Source organism: Xylanibacter brevis P6B11, from assembly GCF_000621825.1.
Taxonomy (GTDB): Bacteria; Bacteroidota; Bacteroidia; order Bacteroidales; family Bacteroidaceae; genus Prevotella; species Prevotella brevis.
In genome coordinates this window covers 34849-51649 of sequence record NZ_JHXG01000003.1, presented here as the reverse complement: position 1 = coordinate 51649, position 16801 = coordinate 34849, and the positions used below count along the sequence as shown (strand labels likewise).

The 16801-nt window shown below is 52.5% G+C and carries 15 protein-coding genes; 5 read left to right on the top strand and 10 right to left on the bottom strand.

The window, feature by feature from the left end; genetic code table 11:
• Positions 1–480 precede the first annotated feature (480 nt).
• The 6 genes from T496_RS0100200 to T496_RS0100175 are packed head-to-tail and all read right to left on the bottom strand — an operon-like array spanning position 481 to position 6603.
• The gene (locus T496_RS0100200; RefSeq protein ID WP_027448953.1) at positions 481–1785 is read right to left on the bottom strand and encodes a DUF58 domain-containing protein; all 1305 of its coding nucleotides are present in this window, start codon (positions 1783–1785) and stop codon (positions 481–483) included.
• A gap of 20 nt (positions 1786–1805) precedes the next feature.
• Positions 1806–2783 carry an AAA family ATPase gene (locus T496_RS0100195; protein WP_027448952.1) on the bottom strand — a complete coding sequence of 326 codons (978 nt, stop codon included), beginning with the start codon at positions 2781–2783 and terminating at the stop codon, positions 1806–1808.
• 2 nt (positions 2784–2785) lie between these two features.
• Positions 2786–4015 carry a hypothetical protein gene (locus T496_RS0100190; protein WP_027448951.1) on the bottom strand — a complete coding sequence of 410 codons (1230 nt, stop codon included), beginning with the start codon at positions 4013–4015 and terminating at the stop codon, positions 2786–2788.
• Positions 4012–4602, bottom strand: a complete 591-nt coding sequence (locus T496_RS13030; protein ID WP_044110353.1) for a DUF4129 domain-containing protein — start codon at positions 4600–4602, stop codon at positions 4012–4014. Before T496_RS13030 ends, T496_RS0100190 begins: the two co-directional genes overlap by 4 nt.
• Positions 4603–4661: 59 nt before the next feature.
• Complete coding sequence (locus tag T496_RS0100180) at positions 4662–5660, bottom strand: hypothetical protein (protein WP_155808558.1); 999 nt, start codon at positions 5658–5660, stop codon at positions 4662–4664.
• On the bottom strand, positions 5635–6603 hold the full coding sequence (locus tag T496_RS0100175) for a stage II sporulation protein M (protein WP_027448949.1): 969 nt from the start codon (positions 6601–6603) through the stop codon (positions 5635–5637). Before T496_RS0100175 ends, T496_RS0100180 begins: the two co-directional genes overlap by 26 nt.
• Positions 6604–6723: 120 nt before the next feature.
• Here T496_RS0100175 and T496_RS0100170 point away from each other — a divergent pair, with 120 nt between their 5' ends.
• On the top strand, positions 6724–7437 hold the full coding sequence (locus T496_RS0100170; protein ID WP_027448948.1) for an RDD family protein: 714 nt from the start codon (positions 6724–6726) through the stop codon (positions 7435–7437).
• On the opposite strand, the gene T496_RS0100165 is transcribed toward T496_RS0100170, so the two are convergent.
• Positions 7438–9216 carry an aminopeptidase P family protein gene (locus T496_RS0100165; RefSeq protein ID WP_027448947.1) on the bottom strand — a complete coding sequence of 593 codons (1779 nt, stop codon included), beginning with the start codon at positions 9214–9216 and terminating at the stop codon, positions 7438–7440.
• A gap of 613 nt (positions 9217–9829) precedes the next feature.
• Between T496_RS0100165 and T496_RS0100160 the strand changes: the two genes are divergently transcribed.
• Together T496_RS0100160 and T496_RS0100155 are read left to right on the top strand one after the other, a co-directional pair.
• Positions 9830–10816: a malate dehydrogenase gene (locus tag T496_RS0100160; RefSeq protein WP_027448946.1), complete on the top strand. Its 987-nt coding sequence runs from the start codon at positions 9830–9832 to the stop codon at positions 10814–10816.
• Between the two features lie 62 nt (positions 10817–10878).
• Complete coding sequence (locus tag T496_RS0100155) at positions 10879–11394, top strand: gamma carbonic anhydrase family protein (protein WP_027448945.1); 516 nt, start codon at positions 10879–10881, stop codon at positions 11392–11394.
• Here the strand turns inward: T496_RS0100155 and T496_RS0100150 are convergent.
• Positions 11372–12466: a metallophosphoesterase gene (locus T496_RS0100150; RefSeq protein WP_027448944.1), complete on the bottom strand. Its 1095-nt coding sequence runs from the start codon at positions 12464–12466 to the stop codon at positions 11372–11374. The genes T496_RS0100155 and T496_RS0100150 overlap by 23 nt on opposite strands.
• A gap of 91 nt (positions 12467–12557) precedes the next feature.
• Here T496_RS0100150 and T496_RS0100145 point away from each other — a divergent pair, with 91 nt between their 5' ends.
• Both T496_RS0100145 and T496_RS0100140 read left to right on the top strand, forming a co-directional pair.
• Complete coding sequence (locus tag T496_RS0100145; RefSeq protein WP_027448943.1) at positions 12558–13616, top strand: TIGR04133 family radical SAM/SPASM protein; 1059 nt, start codon at positions 12558–12560, stop codon at positions 13614–13616.
• A 55-nt stretch (positions 13617–13671) separates the two neighbouring features.
• Positions 13672–13908, top strand: a complete 237-nt coding sequence (locus T496_RS0100140) for a hypothetical protein (RefSeq protein WP_027448942.1) — start codon at positions 13672–13674, stop codon at positions 13906–13908.
• Positions 13909–13952: 44 nt separating this feature from the next.
• On the opposite strand, the gene T496_RS0100135 is transcribed toward T496_RS0100140, so the two are convergent.
• Both T496_RS0100135 and gltX read right to left on the bottom strand, forming a co-directional pair.
• Positions 13953–15200 (bottom strand): 3-deoxy-D-manno-octulosonic acid transferase, encoded by a 1248-nt coding sequence (locus T496_RS0100135; RefSeq protein ID WP_027448941.1) that lies wholly within the window; start codon positions 15198–15200, stop codon positions 13953–13955.
• A complete protein-coding gene (gene gltX, locus T496_RS0100130) occupies positions 15200–16717 on the bottom strand; it encodes a glutamate--tRNA ligase (protein WP_027448940.1) in 1518 nt (505 codons plus the stop codon). The genes T496_RS0100135 and gltX overlap by 1 nt, the downstream gene beginning before the upstream one ends.
• Between the last annotated feature and the right edge of the window lie 84 nt (positions 16718–16801).

The following is a 16801-nucleotide window of genomic DNA, read 5'->3' as shown; positions in this document are numbered from 1 at the left end:
TTTTGCTGTTTTTGTGATAGTTACGTCTTTTTGGCTCCTATTCTTCCTGCGCCTAAACTGGCCTCAAACAGCCCTTGCAAACGTCCTTCCCTACCCCGTCGAAGCCCAGATGCAAGCTCAGCCATACTGGGTCAGGAAAGTATGAGTTTCATACAACAGGAGTATTGGTTTTAACTATCAATACTTCAACTCTTTACGAGCTATCGTGGCACTTTCGTGAATGGTCTAGCCCCTGGAATGGCGCATTCTAGCCCCTAGATGCGGTCAATCTAGCCCCTGCATGGAGTCGGTCTAGCCCCTGGATACGACCATTCCAGCCCCTAGAACGACACCAAAACCTTTAGTATTGCATGACAAAAGTGGCACTTTTGCGCATCAATAGCTATTGTTTAACGAAGCAAAAGCGGCAGTTTTGCAAATCAGCATCCGCTATATAGCGAAAAAAGAGCGGATGCGGAGTGAGCATAAAGAGCAAAAGTTTTAGAACTTTGACTTAATCTCCAGATATTTGTTGATGACCTCTACCGACAGATTTTTCGGTGTGGTGAGCAGCGACTGGATGCCGTACTGACGCAAGGTCTGCACGATGGTGCGCTGCTCGTATTGGAACTTCTCGGCGATGACATGCTGATAGACCGACTCCACGGTGCGCGCCTCGGTGGTGACGTATTCTCGGAGCTCTTCGTCGGCAAAGAACACCACAAGCAGACGGTGGCGAAGGGCCAACTGGCGCAGGAACGGTAGCTGGCGGCGAAGGGCAGCCATCGAGGTGAACGAGGTGAAGAGCACCAGCAGCGAACGACGGTTCACGTGCTTGGCCAGTCCCACGAGCAGCGCCGAATAGTCGGTCTCGCCAAAGACGGTCTGCTCGGCATAGAGTGTCTCCTGCATGGTCTGCATGTGGCCGGGCTGGTTGGAGGCCGGCACGAAGGTCTCAAACTGGTCGGCAAAGGTGATGAGTCCCGCCTTATCCTGCTTGTTGACTGCTACAAACGACAGCACCAGCGAGGCATTGATGGCATAGTCGAGCAGCGTCATATCCTGAAAGGCCTGTTGCATCATGCGCCCTTTGTCGATGATGGCATACACATGCTGAGCCCGCTCCTCCTGATAGACGTTCACCATCAGTTGGTGGCGGCGGGCTGTGGCGCGCCAGTTGATGGTGCGATAGTCATCGCCCACAACATAATCTTTGATCTGATCGAAGTCCGTGTTATGACCAATGCGGCGAATGCGCTTGATGCCCATCTCCGTGAGGTTGTTGCTGATGGCCAGCAGTTCGTACTGGCGCAGCATCATATACGAGGGATAGACCTTCACATCACGAGCCTCATCGCAGGTATAGCGGCGCTGCACCAGGGCCAGACGGGTGGCAGCGAAGACACGCACGCGACCGAAACCATAGACGCCTCGATGCGTGGGGCGCAACTGATACTTCACTGTGGCCTCGCCCTTGGCAGGTAATGCCGCGCGAAAACTCACGTTGCGCCGCTGGAAGACGAACGGTATCTCGTCGATGACCTCGACATCCACAGGGAAGCCATAGTTGCTCTCCAGGCGGATGCGCACATCATTGTCATCGCCATTAGAAAAACGTTCCGACATCAGTCGCATGGCCGTGATGCCCCGTCGGCTCCACAGCAGCCACACATCGGCAGCCACAACGATGGAGAGCAGCAGCAACAAGACCCTGCCCACCACGAACAAAGGCGCGATGGCAAAGCCAGCAGCCGTCAGCAGGATGACGACTGTCATCAGCAGATAGAAGCGACGAGTCAGAAACATCTTTCCCTTTACCTTATTATTTATTTAGGAACCTCCACTTTCTCCATCAGACGATGGATGGCTTTCAAGGGGGTGATGCCCTCCATCTCGGCCTCGGCCGTGAGGATGATGCGGTGCTGCAGCACGCTGGGCACCACAAAGCGCACATCGTCGGGGGCCACGAAGTCGCGTCCCTCCAACAGGGCATGGGCCTTAGAGGCCTGCAGGATGGCCACCGATGCACGGGGTGAGGCACCGAGGAACACCGCCTTGCTCTCGCGCGTCTGTTGCACGATGCCAGCGATGTAGCGCAGCAACACAGGATCCACAAACACCTGTTGCAACATCTGTCGCAGTTCTATCAGTTCGTCTTTGGTCAGCACGGGCTTCACCTCGTCGAGCGAGGTCAGTCGAGTGTTCTCATGATGACGCTGAAGGATGGCCACCTCCTCGTCTATCGAGGGATAGCCCATGGTCAGCTTCATCATGAAGCGGTCGGTCTGTGCCTCGGGCAGTTTATAAGTACCTTCCTGTTCCACAGGGTTTTGCGTAGCCAGGATGGTATAAAACTGTCCCATCTGGTGGGTCTCACCGTCGATGGTGACCTGTCGTTCCTCCATCACCTCGAAGAGGGCGGCCTGCGTCTTGGCGGGCGCACGGTTGATCTCGTCCACCAGCACCACGTCGGCAAACACAGGACCGGCGTGGAAGTCGAACTCAGACGTCTTCATGTTGAACACGTTGGTGCCCAGCACATCGCTAGGCATCAGGTCGGGCGTGAACTGCACACGACTGAAGCGGGCGTCTATCAACTTAGACACCAAGCGGGCCAGCAGCGTCTTGGCCACACCGGGCACACCCTCTATCAGCACATGGCCATTGGCCAGAATGGCTGTCAGCAACAGTGTCACAGCCTCATCCTGTCCGACGATGACCTGCGAGATCTGCTGGCGCAACTCGTTGATACGCTCGGCAAAAGCCGTCAGGTCTATTCTTTGTTCATTGTTCTCTTGTGTCATATCTATAGGTTTTGAGTCATTTCATTCAAATCGGCAATGTGTGCCTTCAGTTCTTTGTCGCTGACGTCGTACACCCCCGAAGCTGCCACCTTGGCATTGATCACGATATCGTTGAGTCGCTGGGCATCCATACCGGTGAGCCTCACCAACATATCCATGTTTGTCTTCATGGCCTGCTCGTCCATAATGTCTACCCCAGTCTCGCGGCGCACCGTCTCTGCCGTGTAGTTCAGCTTCTTTTTGATCAGGTCGGCATGGTTATGTTCCTGCCAATAGAGGCTGCCAATGAGTTTCACGAACTCCAAGTTGCGATTCTCAGGGGCCTTTACCACTGGTATGGCACGCTGACGGCGGCGGGCGGTGAACACCATCAATAATAAAATGGTGACGAACGACAGGTAGAGCGCCCAGCGCAATGGGGGCTTTTGCAGGAGCACATAGAAGGGCGAGGTCTGGTTGTGGGCCGTAGCCTGCATGTATCTCTGTGTGCGGACGACGTGCAGATGCTTCATGTGGTCTAGCAATCGACCGATGACTGCCGAACTACCATCATCGAGCATCGTATAGTTGGTCATCAGCAACGGGGCCGACAACACAATCAGTTCGCCTTTGCCCACTGGGAACGACGCCGCCACGACACACGTGTCGCTAAGGTTGTTAGCAGATACCATTTCGTATTGCAACAGTGGTGTGCACACGGCATTCTCATCCAAAATGATGCGCTCCGTAATCAACTTATTATATACGGAATAGACAGCTGGATGATTGGCATAGCCACTCTCCTGCCCTATCCATCTCAGGCGACCTTTGACGGCGTCCTGACCAGTCATCTCGTTGAGAATAAAGCGGGTGCGCCACGTCACTTCAAAGTGCAACGAATCTTTCAAATCATTTGCGTTGCTACATCCCAACAGCACTACATGACCACGTTCGGCCAACCTATAGGCGCGTGATGCATCCGCCATGCGCTGGTCTGTCAGAGCGATGATGCCTATGGGGGCCTTTATCGTGCTATCCTCGAGCATCTCTCTGAAGGTGCTATTCTGCACTTCGTAGCCATGAGGCAGCGATGCCGACAACACGCTGTCCATGATCATACAACCGAAAGGCTGGTCGTCCTCATGACTGAACGAGTATTCCCAAGAGAAACGGCGGGGCATCTGGTATTCAATGGCGAACGCCACTGCCACCAGCAGTAATATCACGATGACAAACTTCACATTGATCTTCATGCCTCCTCACCTCCTTCCGTCGGTTGGTTGAGCCAGCGTCCAACATTCTCTTGCAGGATATTCATCCGCTCTGCCAGTTGCTTCGTGGCCGTGAAATTACCGTATCTCACACGCATGAACAGGTGCGACAGCTCTGTAAAGTCTTCCTGCCTTACCTCAGCCACATACTGTGTGGGTGTCTTAGAGGCCTGCCAGTTGACACGCCTTGCGTCGCTCAGCATCTTCAACGTCTGCAGATAGACCAGGCGCACCACCTGACCACAGTCCTCGCGCGCCATGGCTTCTTGTATCAACTGGACGAAGTCCACACCATAGATGGTATCTCCCTCGAGTTCATAGTCGAGCGCGTCGATGCGATGACTGCTGCTGAACAGCTTGAGGCGCTTTCGCCATACAAACCAGCCGACAGCAACAACGATCACCACCCCCAACGCAGCCAGGAGCCACTGCACCCTTTCGTCGTGCACTGCGGCAGAGAACAGTTCTTCGAACCATCCCATGACGACACGCTGCAGCCATTCCAGCAGACTTTCGCCACCGCCCATCAGTTCGCGGTTGTAGTCATACCGGCCATCCTGTTGCCACATGGCAACCTGCGCGCTGTCTATCTGTAAGGTATCGAGAGCCTCCAAGGTCTTATCTGCGATTAGACGTTATCGAACTGGTCAAAATGGTCAATATGTTGGGCAACGCCACGTCCGTCGATTTTGTCGGCAGCATGACCATACTGGATAGTGATACCCACTATTGAGAGGGTCGAGGCAACCATCATACCAAAGCATTGAAGAATGCAGAACAGGTACTGCGTAAAGCTGAAAAGGAACGAGCCCGTCATGCCGGCATCACCATCGTGTGCCAACGTAAAGATATGCTTAGTGATAATCATCACATACCAAGGCATCGTGGTGACCATCTCGAAAATGGTACTCACAAGTCCTATCACAAACGACACAGCAAACACGCCTGCCCATGTAGCAAAGCCCAAGCGGAAGGCCTTCATAAAGGCATTGACAACTGAGCATTCTGGCTCCAGCATATAGATGGGCGTCACCAGCAGTAGGGGTATTGTCACAGCGACAACGGCCAAGATAATGAACAGATATATCGGGAGAAGGGCAAAGCGCATGCTGCTAAACAGGAAGGTGAGGCCTACTAATACCACCACCAGCGCAATCGAAGCCACGATGCACAGCACCAGTGTCACCAGCGACAAAACGAGGGAACGCTTTGCATAATACCATAGGCGGGGTTTCAGCTCCTCGAAACTGACTTCCGTCATTTTCTTATCGGTGAAGAAAACGAAGTAAATCACGGCATAGACTACTGCACTGAGAGCTATAAAGGCCGCTCCGTAGCAGACAAAAGTGCCAAACAGATTGATGAACCACTCCAATATATTGTCATAGTTACGATAAAAGCCTGATCCATACATGGTAACACCCATCATGCCAGTAAGCATGCCAGAATAATCGGAAACGAGATTATTCGTAAAGAAGGCCAGTATCACACTGATTGGCAGCAACAGATAGGTCTCGTAGCGCAACAGCAAGCGCCAGTTGCTGCGGATAAATTCTATGGTGTCCGACAATTTCCTTCCGAAGTCTCGTGTAACGTAGAGTTCAGTTTGTAGTTTTTCCTGATTCATGATGTTTTAAATATGGTAATACAACGAAATAATAGACAATAAAAAGAGCCGAGAACGCGATGATGCCCAGGCGCCATGCATCGCCCATGTCCACATGGCGGGTGGCAAAACTCTCGATAAAGCCAGCCACGATGAACACAGGTACCGTACCAACAACAATCTTCAAACCGCGTTTCACACCCCGGCGGAAGGCATCCATACGGGAATAAGTGCCGGGAAACAGCCATCCATTGCCCATGGCCAGACCGGCAGCTCCGGCAATGACGATGGCAGAAATCTCCAGCGTGCCGTGCAACCAGATGGCCAATGCCGACTCATAGAGCAGCCCATGCTGAGCAAAAAAGGTTTGAAAAGCGCCCAGCATCACAGCGTTCCGCATGAGAAGAAAACCCGTGCCAAGACTTGTAAAGATGCCCATGACAAAGATAAAGAAGGACACCCTGACATTGTTCAGGGTAATCTCTACAAACATCGCACCCTCTTCCGTACTATCATAGACCGCCATCGGCGACCCCTTAGCGATATTGTCGAGCGTCATATCCACATAGCTATCGCCCATGATGAGGCGCGAGAACTCTGGATCAAACCATTGCGACAAAGCACCAACAAAGGAGAACAGCAGGAAAATCAGCAGTGACCAGCACAACTCGCGACGGGCATCCCACATAGTGGCGGGCACCTCTTGGGTCCAAAACGTATAGATACGGGTCCAGCGCTCACGCTTGTTGCGGTATATCTTGTTGTGTATAGATATACCGAGGTTGTTCAAATAGAGCGTGATACGTGATTGCGGATAGTGTGTCTGTGAGAAAGCCAGGTCTGAAGTAACGTCGATATAAGCATCTGCCAAATCATCAGGCGTAGAAAAGACCTCTTCTTCGAGCACCTTTTCATAACGTCTCCATTTGTCAAGGTTTTGTCTGATAAAAGTTACTTCTTTCACTGACGGTTATTGGATTGACTAATTTCATGGGCAAAAGTATATAAAAAAACTTATACTTGCAACGATTTTAAAGAAAAAACACTAATTTTGCAGCGATTTTAAACTAAACCTTGCCAAAATATGTCGGAACCAAGTTTTCTTACAGGACAATACGTGCAACTGCAGCTGACACCCGCCAGTGTGGGCGACCGCATCGCTGCACAGTTGATAGACTGGTGCGTCATGCTGGCCTACGCAGTTTTGATGGCAAGGGTCCTGAAAGAACTGAATGCCGGATTCTCAACCAATATCTTAGTGGTGGTTCTGCCCTTATTTTTCTATACGCTGCTTTGCGAACTGTTCAACAACGGACAGTCGGTTGGAAAGATGCTGATGAAGACGCGCGTGGTGAAAGCCGACGGCTCGACACCAACAATCGGCGCATTCCTGATTCGCTGGCTGATGTACATGGTTGACGGTCCTCTACTGAGCTATGCCGGCGTACTGGTCATGATACTGAACCGACGCAACCAGCGCATAGGCGACATGGCCGCAGGCACAATGGTCGTCAAACTGAAAAAATACAAGGATATACAGGTCAGCTTGGACGAGTATGACTTTCTGGAAAGCAACTACAAGCCGCGCTATCCGCAGGCTGCCGACTTATCACTGGAACAGATAGAGATTGTCAGTCGTACGCTGGCCATGAAAAACGACGACTTCCTGCCGCGCACTGCCGCCCTGGCCAACAAGGTGGCACAGAAGCTGGGCATAGAGCGGCAGGAAGCCAGCGATACAGCATTCTTACAGCGCATCGTACGCGATTATCAGTACTATGCGCTTGAGGAAATCTAATTAAATCTTCGAGGTTTGTGCTCTGAGCCATTCGTTCTCTTCATCGTTTAGACAAGGAGAAAGACGCTGATAGACCAGCGCATGATAGTCGTTGAGCCAACGACGCTCTTCATCGGTCAGCATCTCCACCATGATGGGGCGCTTATCGATGGGACAAAGCGTGAGGGGCTCGAACTGCAGATAGCGACCGAAAGCGGTCTCCATGGCCGGTACCACCAACAGCGTGTTTTCTACGCGGACACCAAACTTCCCTTCCAGATAGAGGCCGGGCTCATCGGTGATGGTCATGCCGGCCACCAATGGGGCTGGCTTCCACTCCATGCGGAACTGGTGGGGACCTTCGTGCACGTTGAGGTAGGAACCGACGCCATGGCCCGTGCCATGCAGGTAGTTCATTCCTTCGCGCCACATATACTGGCGGGCCAGCACATCCAGTTGGGTGCCACTGGTGCCCTCAGGGAAGATGGCACGCGACAGGGCGATATGGCCTTTCAGCACCAACGTATAGATCTTTTTCTCTTCGTCGGTCACCGGTCCTAAGGCTATGGTACGGGTGATGTCGGTGGTGCCGTCCTGATACTGGGCGCCACTGTCCAGCAGCAACAGTCCTTCGGGTTTCAGATGTATGGCCGTGGCGGGCGTTGCCTCATAATGCACAATGGCACCATGGGCAGCATAGCCTGCAATGGTATCGAAAGACAAGTCGCGATAGAGGGGTTGCTCGGCGCGCAGGGCGGTGAGCTTCTCGTCGATGGTCAGTTCTGTCAACTGTGTCACGTCAGGATGCTCCGTCAACCACTTCAAGAACTTCACCATCGCTACGCCGTCTCTCAGCATCGCTTTGTGGTAACCTTCTATCTCAACATCGTTCTTCCGTGTCTTCATACGTTTCACTGGCGATTCGGCCTCAATGATCTTTCTCGTCACCACTTGCGAGAGGGTGTAGTTCACCTCGTCGGGATCCATCAGGATGTTATACTCGAAGTAGTGTTTCAGCCCATCGGCTATCTCTTCGTAGCCACGGATCATCACGCCCTCGGCAGCCAGATACGCCTTGACCTCGTCGGTCAGCTTTACGGGATTGACATAGAGCGTTGCTTCGACAGACGACACCAGCAGGTAGGCCACGAAGAGGGGCGTGCAGTGCACATCGGTGCCACGCAGGTTCAGCGTCCAGGCGATATCATCGAGCGATGCCATCAGCATACCGTTGGCATGTTGACAGCGCAGGGCCTTGCGCACACGTGCCAGTTTCTCGTGGGCGGTCTCGCCGGCATACTCCAGTGGTTGCAACTCAATCTTGTTCTCGGGAATAGCCGGACGGTCCTGCCATATCTGATTCAGCGGGTCGAGATTGGTTCTCAGTGTGAGTCCTCCCTGCTGGCGCAGTTCCTGAATCAGGTCGCGCACATCGCGCGTCGAACTGACCATGCCATCGATGCCCACCTCGGGACTTTGGATGGTCTTCAGCTCTTGTCCCAGCCACTCTGCGATGGTGGGTGTGCCGGGCATCTTCAGCTTCATCAACTGAAACTCGGTATCCTTGAGTTGGTCGGCGGCAGCAATGAAATAGCGGGAGTCTGTCCATAGCGCAGCACTGTGAAGCGTCACCACGGCAGTGCCTGCCGAACCATCGAACCCGCTGATCCACTCACGTCCCTTCCAGTGGTCGGGCACATACTCCCCCTGATGCGGATCGGTGCTGGGGAAAATAAAAGCGCTCAGATGCTCGCGGCGCATCAGTTCGCGGAGCGCAGTCAGTCGTTCTGATATCATCATTGATCTCTTTCTTTTTCTGCAATTAAACAAGATATCGCAAAATTAATACTTTTTCCCTCAACCGCCAAGGAAAAAGGAGTTTTTGTCATTGACCGGTGACCGTTGAACATTGAAAAGCGTTAGTTTTACGAGGCAATAGCAGCCTGGTCAATAACCAATAGTCAATGATCAATGAAACAAGAGTGCCACTATTACGTCGCATCTAGAGTCTAGAAGTCAGCATTCTAAAGTCTAGAGCCGCTCCATCTAAAGTCTAGAATTGCTCCATCTAGAGTCTAGAATGACCGTTTCTAGAGTCTAGATGCGGAGCAAAACTTATACTATTGGAGGACAAAAGGGCTACTTTTAATTTGCAAAACGTACGGAGTAGGTCGTCCATTCAGGTCAAACTAAAGCATGAAACGACGACGGAGCCGGCGTTATCACAATAGTGATAGAATGACAGCCTATCCCTTAGACTGCGGTTTTGATAGATGCAGTTTACAAAAGGCTACCTATTATCAATATTTAACGTTATTAAATGCGGAAGTTCTGACTTTACTTCCGCATTTTTTTTGTAATTTTGCAGCATTCAAGAATAACAGTAAATAATATAAAAAACACTAAAGAAATTATGGCATTTTTAACTGACGAGAAATTGGTAATTGTTGGTGCCGGTGGTATGATCGGTTCTAACATGGTTCAGAGTGTGCTGATGCTGGGTCTGACTCCTAACATCTGCTTGTATGATATTTATGAGCCCGGTGTTCATGGCGTTTACGACGAGATGTGCCACTGCGCCTTCCCCGGTGCAAACATCTCTTACACCGTAAATCCTAAAGAGGCTTTCACTGGTGCTAAGTACATCATCTCTTCTGGTGGTGCTCCCCGTAAGGAGGGTATGACCCGTGAGGACCTGCTGAAGGGTAACTGCCAGATCGCAGCTGACTTCGGTGAGAACATCAAGAAGTACTGCCCAGACGTGAAGCACGTGGTTGTAATCTTCAACCCCGCTGACGTTACCGCTCTGACAGCCCTGATTCACTCAGGTTTGAAGCCCAACCAGCTGACCTCTCTGGCAGCACTCGACTCTACCCGTCTGCAGCAGCAGCTGGCTCAGGAGTTCGGCGTACGTCAGGACAAGGTGACTAACGCTTACACCTACGGTGGTCACGGCGAGCAGATGGCTGTATTTGCCAGCAAGGCTCTGATCGACGGCAAGCCCCTCTGCGAGCTTCCTCTCTCTGAGGAGCGTTGGGCTGAGATCAAGCACATGACCACACAGGGTGGTAGCAACATCATCAAACTGCGTGGCCGCTCTTCATTCCAGAGCCCTGCTTATCAGGCTGTGAAGATGATCGAGGGTGCTATGGGTGGTGAGCCTTTCAAGTGGCCTGCTGGTTGCTATGTAAACGCTTACGGCTTCAAAAACGTGATGATGGCTATGCCTACCGTTATCGACAAGGACGGTGTGCACTTCACACAGCCCGAGGGTACTGCTGAGGAGATGGCTGCACTGCAGGCTTCTTACGAGCACCTGCAGAAGATGCGCGACGAGATCATCTCTCTGGGCATCATCCCCGCTGTAGAGGACTGGGCAAAGGACAATGCCAACCTGTAAGCAATTGATAATTCTTGGCAAAGCCAAGCGGCGGAGCCGAACGAACAATTAACAATTCAGGTATGGCTTTGATTAAATCATATCGCGGTCTCGCTCCCAAATGGGGGCGAGACTGTTATTTTAGTGAGAACGCCACCATCGTGGGTGATGTAACGATGGGCGACGAGTGCTCGGTGTGGTTCAACGCGGTGGTACGTGGCGACGTGGCCCCTATCACCATCGGCAACTGCACCAACATTCAGGACGGCAGTTGTGTGCACGTGACCCACGAGACGGGGCCTACACACATTGGCAACTACGTGACGATAGGCCACAACGTGACGGTGCATGCCTGCACCATCCACGACAACGCACTGATAGGTATGGGCTCTACCCTACTGGACGGTTGCGAGGTGGGCGAAGGCGCAATAGTAGCGGCAGGAGCCCTGGTGCTACAGAACACCAAGATTCCTGCCGGTGAGATATGGGGAGGCGTGCCTGCTAAGTATATCAAGCCTGTACGTCCGGGACAGACCGACAATGCCAAGCACTACGTAGAATATTCGAAATACTATCTTAACGAACAGAACGGAGAGTAGCTACGACATACTCGCTCTGGGTGCCGATGCGGAACTTACCGCCCCAGATGCCTATGCCCGACGAGACATAGTACTGGGTGGCGCCACGCTGATGACTGCCCCACGAGCATTCGTAGAGGCGATCCGTGATCCAAGAGATTGGCCACACCTGTCCACGATGGGTGTGGCCACTTAGTTGAAAGTCAACGCCTGCAGCCTCGGCACGCTCCAGATTGTAAGGCTGGTGATCGAGGACAATGGTGTAAAGATCGCGGTTGGTCACCAACTCATCAATCGGCATGCGGTGCAGGTTTGTACGGTCGTCGCGGCCCACAACGACCAGACTGCTATCGACGACGGCAGCCTCATCCACCAGCAAATGGATGCCAGCAGCCAGATAGAACTGGTGGGCTTCGGGCACACCGGCATAGAACTCATGATTGCCCAAGCAGGCATAGACGGGTGCCTTAATGCGACGAAACTCCTCGGCCATGTTTTCTTCTAAGAGCGGACGCATGCTCATGTCGATGATGTCGCCTGCTATCAGCACATAGTCTGGCTGTTCGGTATTGATCATATCCACCCAACGGTGCAACTCAGTGCGGGGGTTATGATAGCCTAGGTGCAGGTCGCTCAGCATCACCAGCTTCAAGGGCTTGCGAAGGGTCTTTGTGGTGGTAAGGTTCAGCTCCACTCGTTTCTTGTGATGATACTTCAGGTTGCCGGCCATGAACACCACAAACATGCCCAAGGTGATGGCCATGGTGGTATAGAAGTTTTGGTGCAACCACGCTGCAGGCACCAGACGCAAGAGACGCCCAAGGTCGAGCACCAGAAAGATGAGCACCAAGTAAAGCAGCACGATGACAGAACTGTCGCCCACGTCATAGCACAGGCGAGCCAGGCCCAGCGGCAAGTGGTCGATCACACGACCCAGATTAAGAAACAACAGGAAGAAAGACAATAGGCCAAAGCCTATCAGACCGCCACGGAACCAGGGCGACAAGGGCACTAATGTCCATACGTGCCAACCAATATATGCGATGCCCAGCAGAGGCATCAGCAAGAAAACCATCATCCACATAAATCTCATTATTTTGTTTTTTGAGGTACAAAAATACGAAAGTTTTTGTGTTTACAAAAATCATTTGTATCTTTGCAACATCGAATAACATTTTTAAACGATGGAGCTACGCCGAAGAATAGCCCTTGAGGCCAACCGCTTGCGCAACCATAACCTGCAACAACTACACCCTCTACGACAGTTGTTTTGGGAGTGTACCTTGCGCTGCAACGTGCACTGCAGGCATTGTGGCAGCGACTGCAAGCACGAGGCACAACAGGCCGACATGCCTCGCGAGGATTTCTTCCGCGTGCTGGACAGCGTAGCCCGCAAATGTAATCCCAACAAGGTCTTTATCATTCTGAGCGGCGGCGAACCGCTGATGCGCGACGACCTGGAACTGTGTGGTCGCGGCATCATGGAACGGGGCTTCCCCTGGGGCATGGTGACCAATGGTCTCTACCTGGACGAAGAGCGGTTTAGGGCACTCCGGCAGGCAGGCCTCTGCTCGGTGGCCATCAGTCTGGACGGACTGGAAGACAACCACAACTGGCTGCGTTGTCATCCGGAGAGCTTCAAGCGTGCCAGCGCTGCCATCGACCTGCTGGTGAACGATGGCGACATCAAGTATGACGTGGTGACATGCGTGAACCAGCGCAACTACGACCAGCTGAACGACATCAAGGAGTTTCTGATAGAGAAGGGCGTCAGCGACTGGCGCCTGTTTCCCATCTTCCCGATGGGACGAGCCGCCAACGACCCGCTGTTGCAACTGCCACCCGACAAGACACGCGGTCTGCTGGACTTCATACGCGACACACGACACGAAGGACGCATCCGTGCCAACTATAGTTGCGAGGGCTATCTGGCAGACTACGAAGGTGAGGTGCGCGACTGGTTGTTCCGCTGTGCTGCCGGCATCACCGTCGGGTCGGTGCTCATCGATGGCGCTATCGGGGCATGCACCAGCATCCGCTCTGACTTTTCACAGGGAAACATCTACCAAGATGACTTTATGGAGGTGTGGGAGAACCGCTACCAGCCTCATCGACATCGCGAATGGATGAAACGTGACCAGTGTGCCAACTGCAAACACTGGCGATACTGTGAGGGCAACGGGCTACATCTGAGGACAGCGGAAGGGCGACTGATCAAATGTAGCTTAAAGGAGATCATGTAAAAAGGGGATTAAAAAAGAGAATACTAAAGAAGACTGAACATAAACACTTGAGTATATGAAAAAGAAAGTACTGAAGACTACGAACATCTTGCTGACCGGTGCGATTGCAGCACTGGGCTTTGGTGCCTGCAAATCGAGCAAGAACGTAGTAAAGGAGACAAAGCCCGCACCTGCTCCGGAGATGATCAAAGAGGGAGATATACGCGTGGTCTATGGACCACCACCTGCCTATCTGCAGAAGGAGATGCCTGACACCATCAAGACAAAAGAGGCGAAAGGCAAGAAAAAGTGAGAAACGAAAAGCGGCTATGCTCGATGCACAGCCGCTTTTTGTTTTTATTTGATTTGTACGCCGCTCAACACTTTTTGTGTGGCACCAGCCAGTTGTTGCACCAGCTTGCCGGCCTCTTGACCGGCGGACGTTATCTTCTGAGCATCAGCATCAAAGAGATTCATCTGATGCTCGAAGTCTTCGTAACTTGAAATCTCTAATCCTCCACCGCAGGCTTTCAACTTCTGTGCCTCCTGGAACTTCTGATTGTTGGGACCAAAGAACACGGGAACATCCCACACGGCGGCCTCCAACGTGTTGTGGATGCCAACACCAAAACCGCCACCGACATAGGTCACATCACCATAGCGATAGATGCTGCTGAGCAGGCCGAAGCAGTTGATGATGAGAACGTCGGAAGATGAGAGTTGAGAGGTGAGTGTTGAGAGGTGAGATTCTGCCTCCGTATAGCGGATGACCTTGCGACCTTCGAGCAGTTTTTCGATTTGCTGGAGGTGGTCTTCACCTATCACGTGAGGGGCGATAATCAGTTTCCAATCCTTATGCTGATTGAAATACTTGATGAAGATCTCCTCGTCGGGCTGCCACGAAGAGCCGGCCACAAACACATGTGGAGCATCCTTAACGAAAGCCTCAACGATGGGCAACTGCTTGGCAGCGGCCCTGATCTGGAGCACACGATCGAAACGGGTGTCACCAACCACCGTCGTATTGGTCAGGCCAATGCCTGCCAGCAACTCACGACTCTTCTCGTTCTGCACGAAGAAATGGGTGAAGCACTTCAGCACACGACCATACTGACGACCATACCAGCGGAAGAACACCTGTCCGTCGCGGAAGATACTGGACACGCTATACACGGGTACATGGCGATGCTTCAGTATGTGCAGGTAGTTGTACCAGAACTCATACTTGATGAAGAAAGCCATCTCTGGACGTATGATGCGCAGAAAACGACGTGCATTGGTGATGGTGTCGAGGGGCAGATAGGTAATGATGTCGGCACCCTCGTAGTTCTTGCGCACCTCATAGCCTGAGGGTGAGAAGAACGTGAGCAGGATCTTGATGTCGGGATGCTCGCGCTTGATCTGTTCGATCAAGGGACGGCCCTGCTCAAACTCGCCCAACGAGGCTGCATGGAACCACACATAGCGAGCATTGGGATCTACCTTTTCGCGCAACACGCGGAAAGCATCGCGCTCACCACGCCACATCTTACGCACCTTCTCGTTGAAGCGGCTATAGATAGCCACTCCAAGAAGATATAGATATATGATCAGGTTGTATAACATTAGCCCAGCACTTCGATGGCACGTTTCATTCTGGCAATGGTTTCATCCTTGCCCAAGAAGGCTGAGATATCGAACATGCCAGGACCCTTACCCTCACCAACGAGCGTCAGACGCCAAGCATTCATCACGTTGCCCAACTTATACTCTTTCTGTTCAACCCAGGCGTGAACAATCTGTTCCTGGTTCTCGAGCGAGAAGTCCTCAATACCCTCAAGCACGCCGATGAGCTCGGTCATCACCTGAGCAGAGTCTTCCTTCCAGCGCTTCTTGGCTGTCTTCTCGTCATAGGCGGTGGGAGCCTCAAAGAAGAATGAACAGAGAGGCCACAGCTCCTTGACGAAACTGATACGGTCTTTCATCATCTCACAGACCTTAACGATGCGGTCGAACGAGTCATTGACGCCATGAGCACGCACCTCGGGTTCCCACAGACGGGCAATCTCCTCAGCACTCTTCTTCAGGACATACTCGTGGTTAAACCAGATGCCCTTCTCGTAGGCGAACTTAGCGCCGGCCTTTGAACACTTAGAGATATCGAACAGAGGCACCAGTTCGTCGAGGGTGAAGAGCTCCTGCTCGGTGCCAGGGTTCCATCCCAACAGAGCAAGGAAGTTGATGACAGCCTCGGGGAAGTAACCCTGCTCACGATAGCCTGTAGAGGTGACGTTGCCCTGCTCGTCTTTCCAGTCGAGGGGGAACACGGGGAAACCAAGACGGTCGCCATCGCGCTTAGACAACTTACCCTTGCCATCGGGCTTCAGCAACAGGGGCAGGTGGGCAAAGCGGGGCATAGTGTCCTGCCAGCCAAAGGCCTTGTAGAGCAGCACATGCAAAGGGGCACTGGGCAACCACTCCTCACCACGGATCACGTGGGTAATCTCCATCAGGTGGTCATCAACGATGTTGGCCAGGTGATAGGTGGGCAGCTCGTCGGCACTCTTATAGAGCACCTTATCATCGAGGATGTCGCTCTTCACGCGCACCTCACCGCGAATCATATCGTCAACAAGCACTTCCTCGCCAGCGTCAATCTTGACGCGCACCACATACTGCTTGCCCTCGGCAATCAGCTTCTCCACCTCTTCCTGAGGCATGGTCAGCGAGTTGCGCATCATGGTGCGGGTCTTATTGTCGTACTGGAAATTCTCGATCTCCTCACGCTTCTGGGCCAACTCCTCGGGGGTATCAAAGGCGATATAAGCCTTACCGTTGTCCAGCAGCTGCTTCACATACTTCTTGTAGATGTCGCGACGCTCGCTCTGACGATAGGGGCCATGCTCACCACCGAAAGATACGCCTTCGTCGAACTTGATGCCCAACCAGTTGAAGGCTTCGATGATGTAGGCCTCAGCCTGGGGCACAAAGCGCGTGGTGTCGGTATCCTCAATACGGAACACCAGATCGCCACCATGCTGCTTGGCGAACAGATAATTGTACAAGGCGGTACGTACGCCACCGATATGAAGGGGTCCTGTGGGACTGGGTGCAAAGCGCACCCTCACTTTTCTTTCTGCCATGTGTTTTTTTAGTTCTTTTTATATTTTGGTGCAAAGGTACTAATTTTTAATCATTCAGCCATCAATTTTCCTAATTTTATTTAA

What these genes read in the sequence shown, in the direction of transcription:
- T496_RS0100180 (WP_155808558.1), bottom strand. Translation starts at nt 5,660, where the DNA reads ATGAATCAGGAAAAACTACAAACTGAACTCTACGTTACACGAGACTTC.
- T496_RS0100170 (WP_027448948.1), top strand. Translation starts at nt 6,724, where the DNA reads ATGTCGGAACCAAGTTTTCTTACAGGACAATACGTGCAACTGCAGCTG.
- T496_RS0100155 (WP_027448945.1), top strand. Translation starts at nt 10,879, where the DNA reads ATGGCTTTGATTAAATCATATCGCGGTCTCGCTCCCAAATGGGGGCGA.
- T496_RS0100165 (WP_027448947.1), bottom strand. Translation starts at nt 9,216, where the DNA reads ATGATGATATCAGAACGACTGACTGCGCTCCGCGAACTGATGCGCCGC.
- T496_RS0100150 (WP_027448944.1), bottom strand. Translation starts at nt 12,466, where the DNA reads ATGAGATTTATGTGGATGATGGTTTTCTTGCTGATGCCTCTGCTGGGC.
- T496_RS13030 (WP_044110353.1), bottom strand. Translation starts at nt 4,602, where the DNA reads ATGTGGCAACAGGATGGCCGGTATGACTACAACCGCGAACTGATGGGC.
- T496_RS0100145 (WP_027448943.1), top strand. Translation starts at nt 12,558, where the DNA reads ATGGAGCTACGCCGAAGAATAGCCCTTGAGGCCAACCGCTTGCGCAAC.
- T496_RS0100195 (WP_027448952.1), bottom strand. Translation starts at nt 2,783, where the DNA reads ATGACACAAGAGAACAATGAACAAAGAATAGACCTGACGGCTTTTGCC.
- T496_RS0100160 (WP_027448946.1), top strand. Translation starts at nt 9,830, where the DNA reads ATGGCATTTTTAACTGACGAGAAATTGGTAATTGTTGGTGCCGGTGGT.
- T496_RS0100135 (WP_027448941.1), bottom strand. Translation starts at nt 15,200, where the DNA reads ATGTTATACAACCTGATCATATATCTATATCTTCTTGGAGTGGCTATC.
- T496_RS0100140 (WP_027448942.1), top strand. Translation starts at nt 13,672, where the DNA reads ATGAAAAAGAAAGTACTGAAGACTACGAACATCTTGCTGACCGGTGCG.
- T496_RS0100200 (WP_027448953.1), bottom strand. Translation starts at nt 1,785, where the DNA reads ATGTTTCTGACTCGTCGCTTCTATCTGCTGATGACAGTCGTCATCCTG.
- T496_RS0100190 (WP_027448951.1), bottom strand. Translation starts at nt 4,015, where the DNA reads ATGAAGATCAATGTGAAGTTTGTCATCGTGATATTACTGCTGGTGGCA.
- gltX (WP_027448940.1), bottom strand. Translation starts at nt 16,717, where the DNA reads ATGGCAGAAAGAAAAGTGAGGGTGCGCTTTGCACCCAGTCCCACAGGA.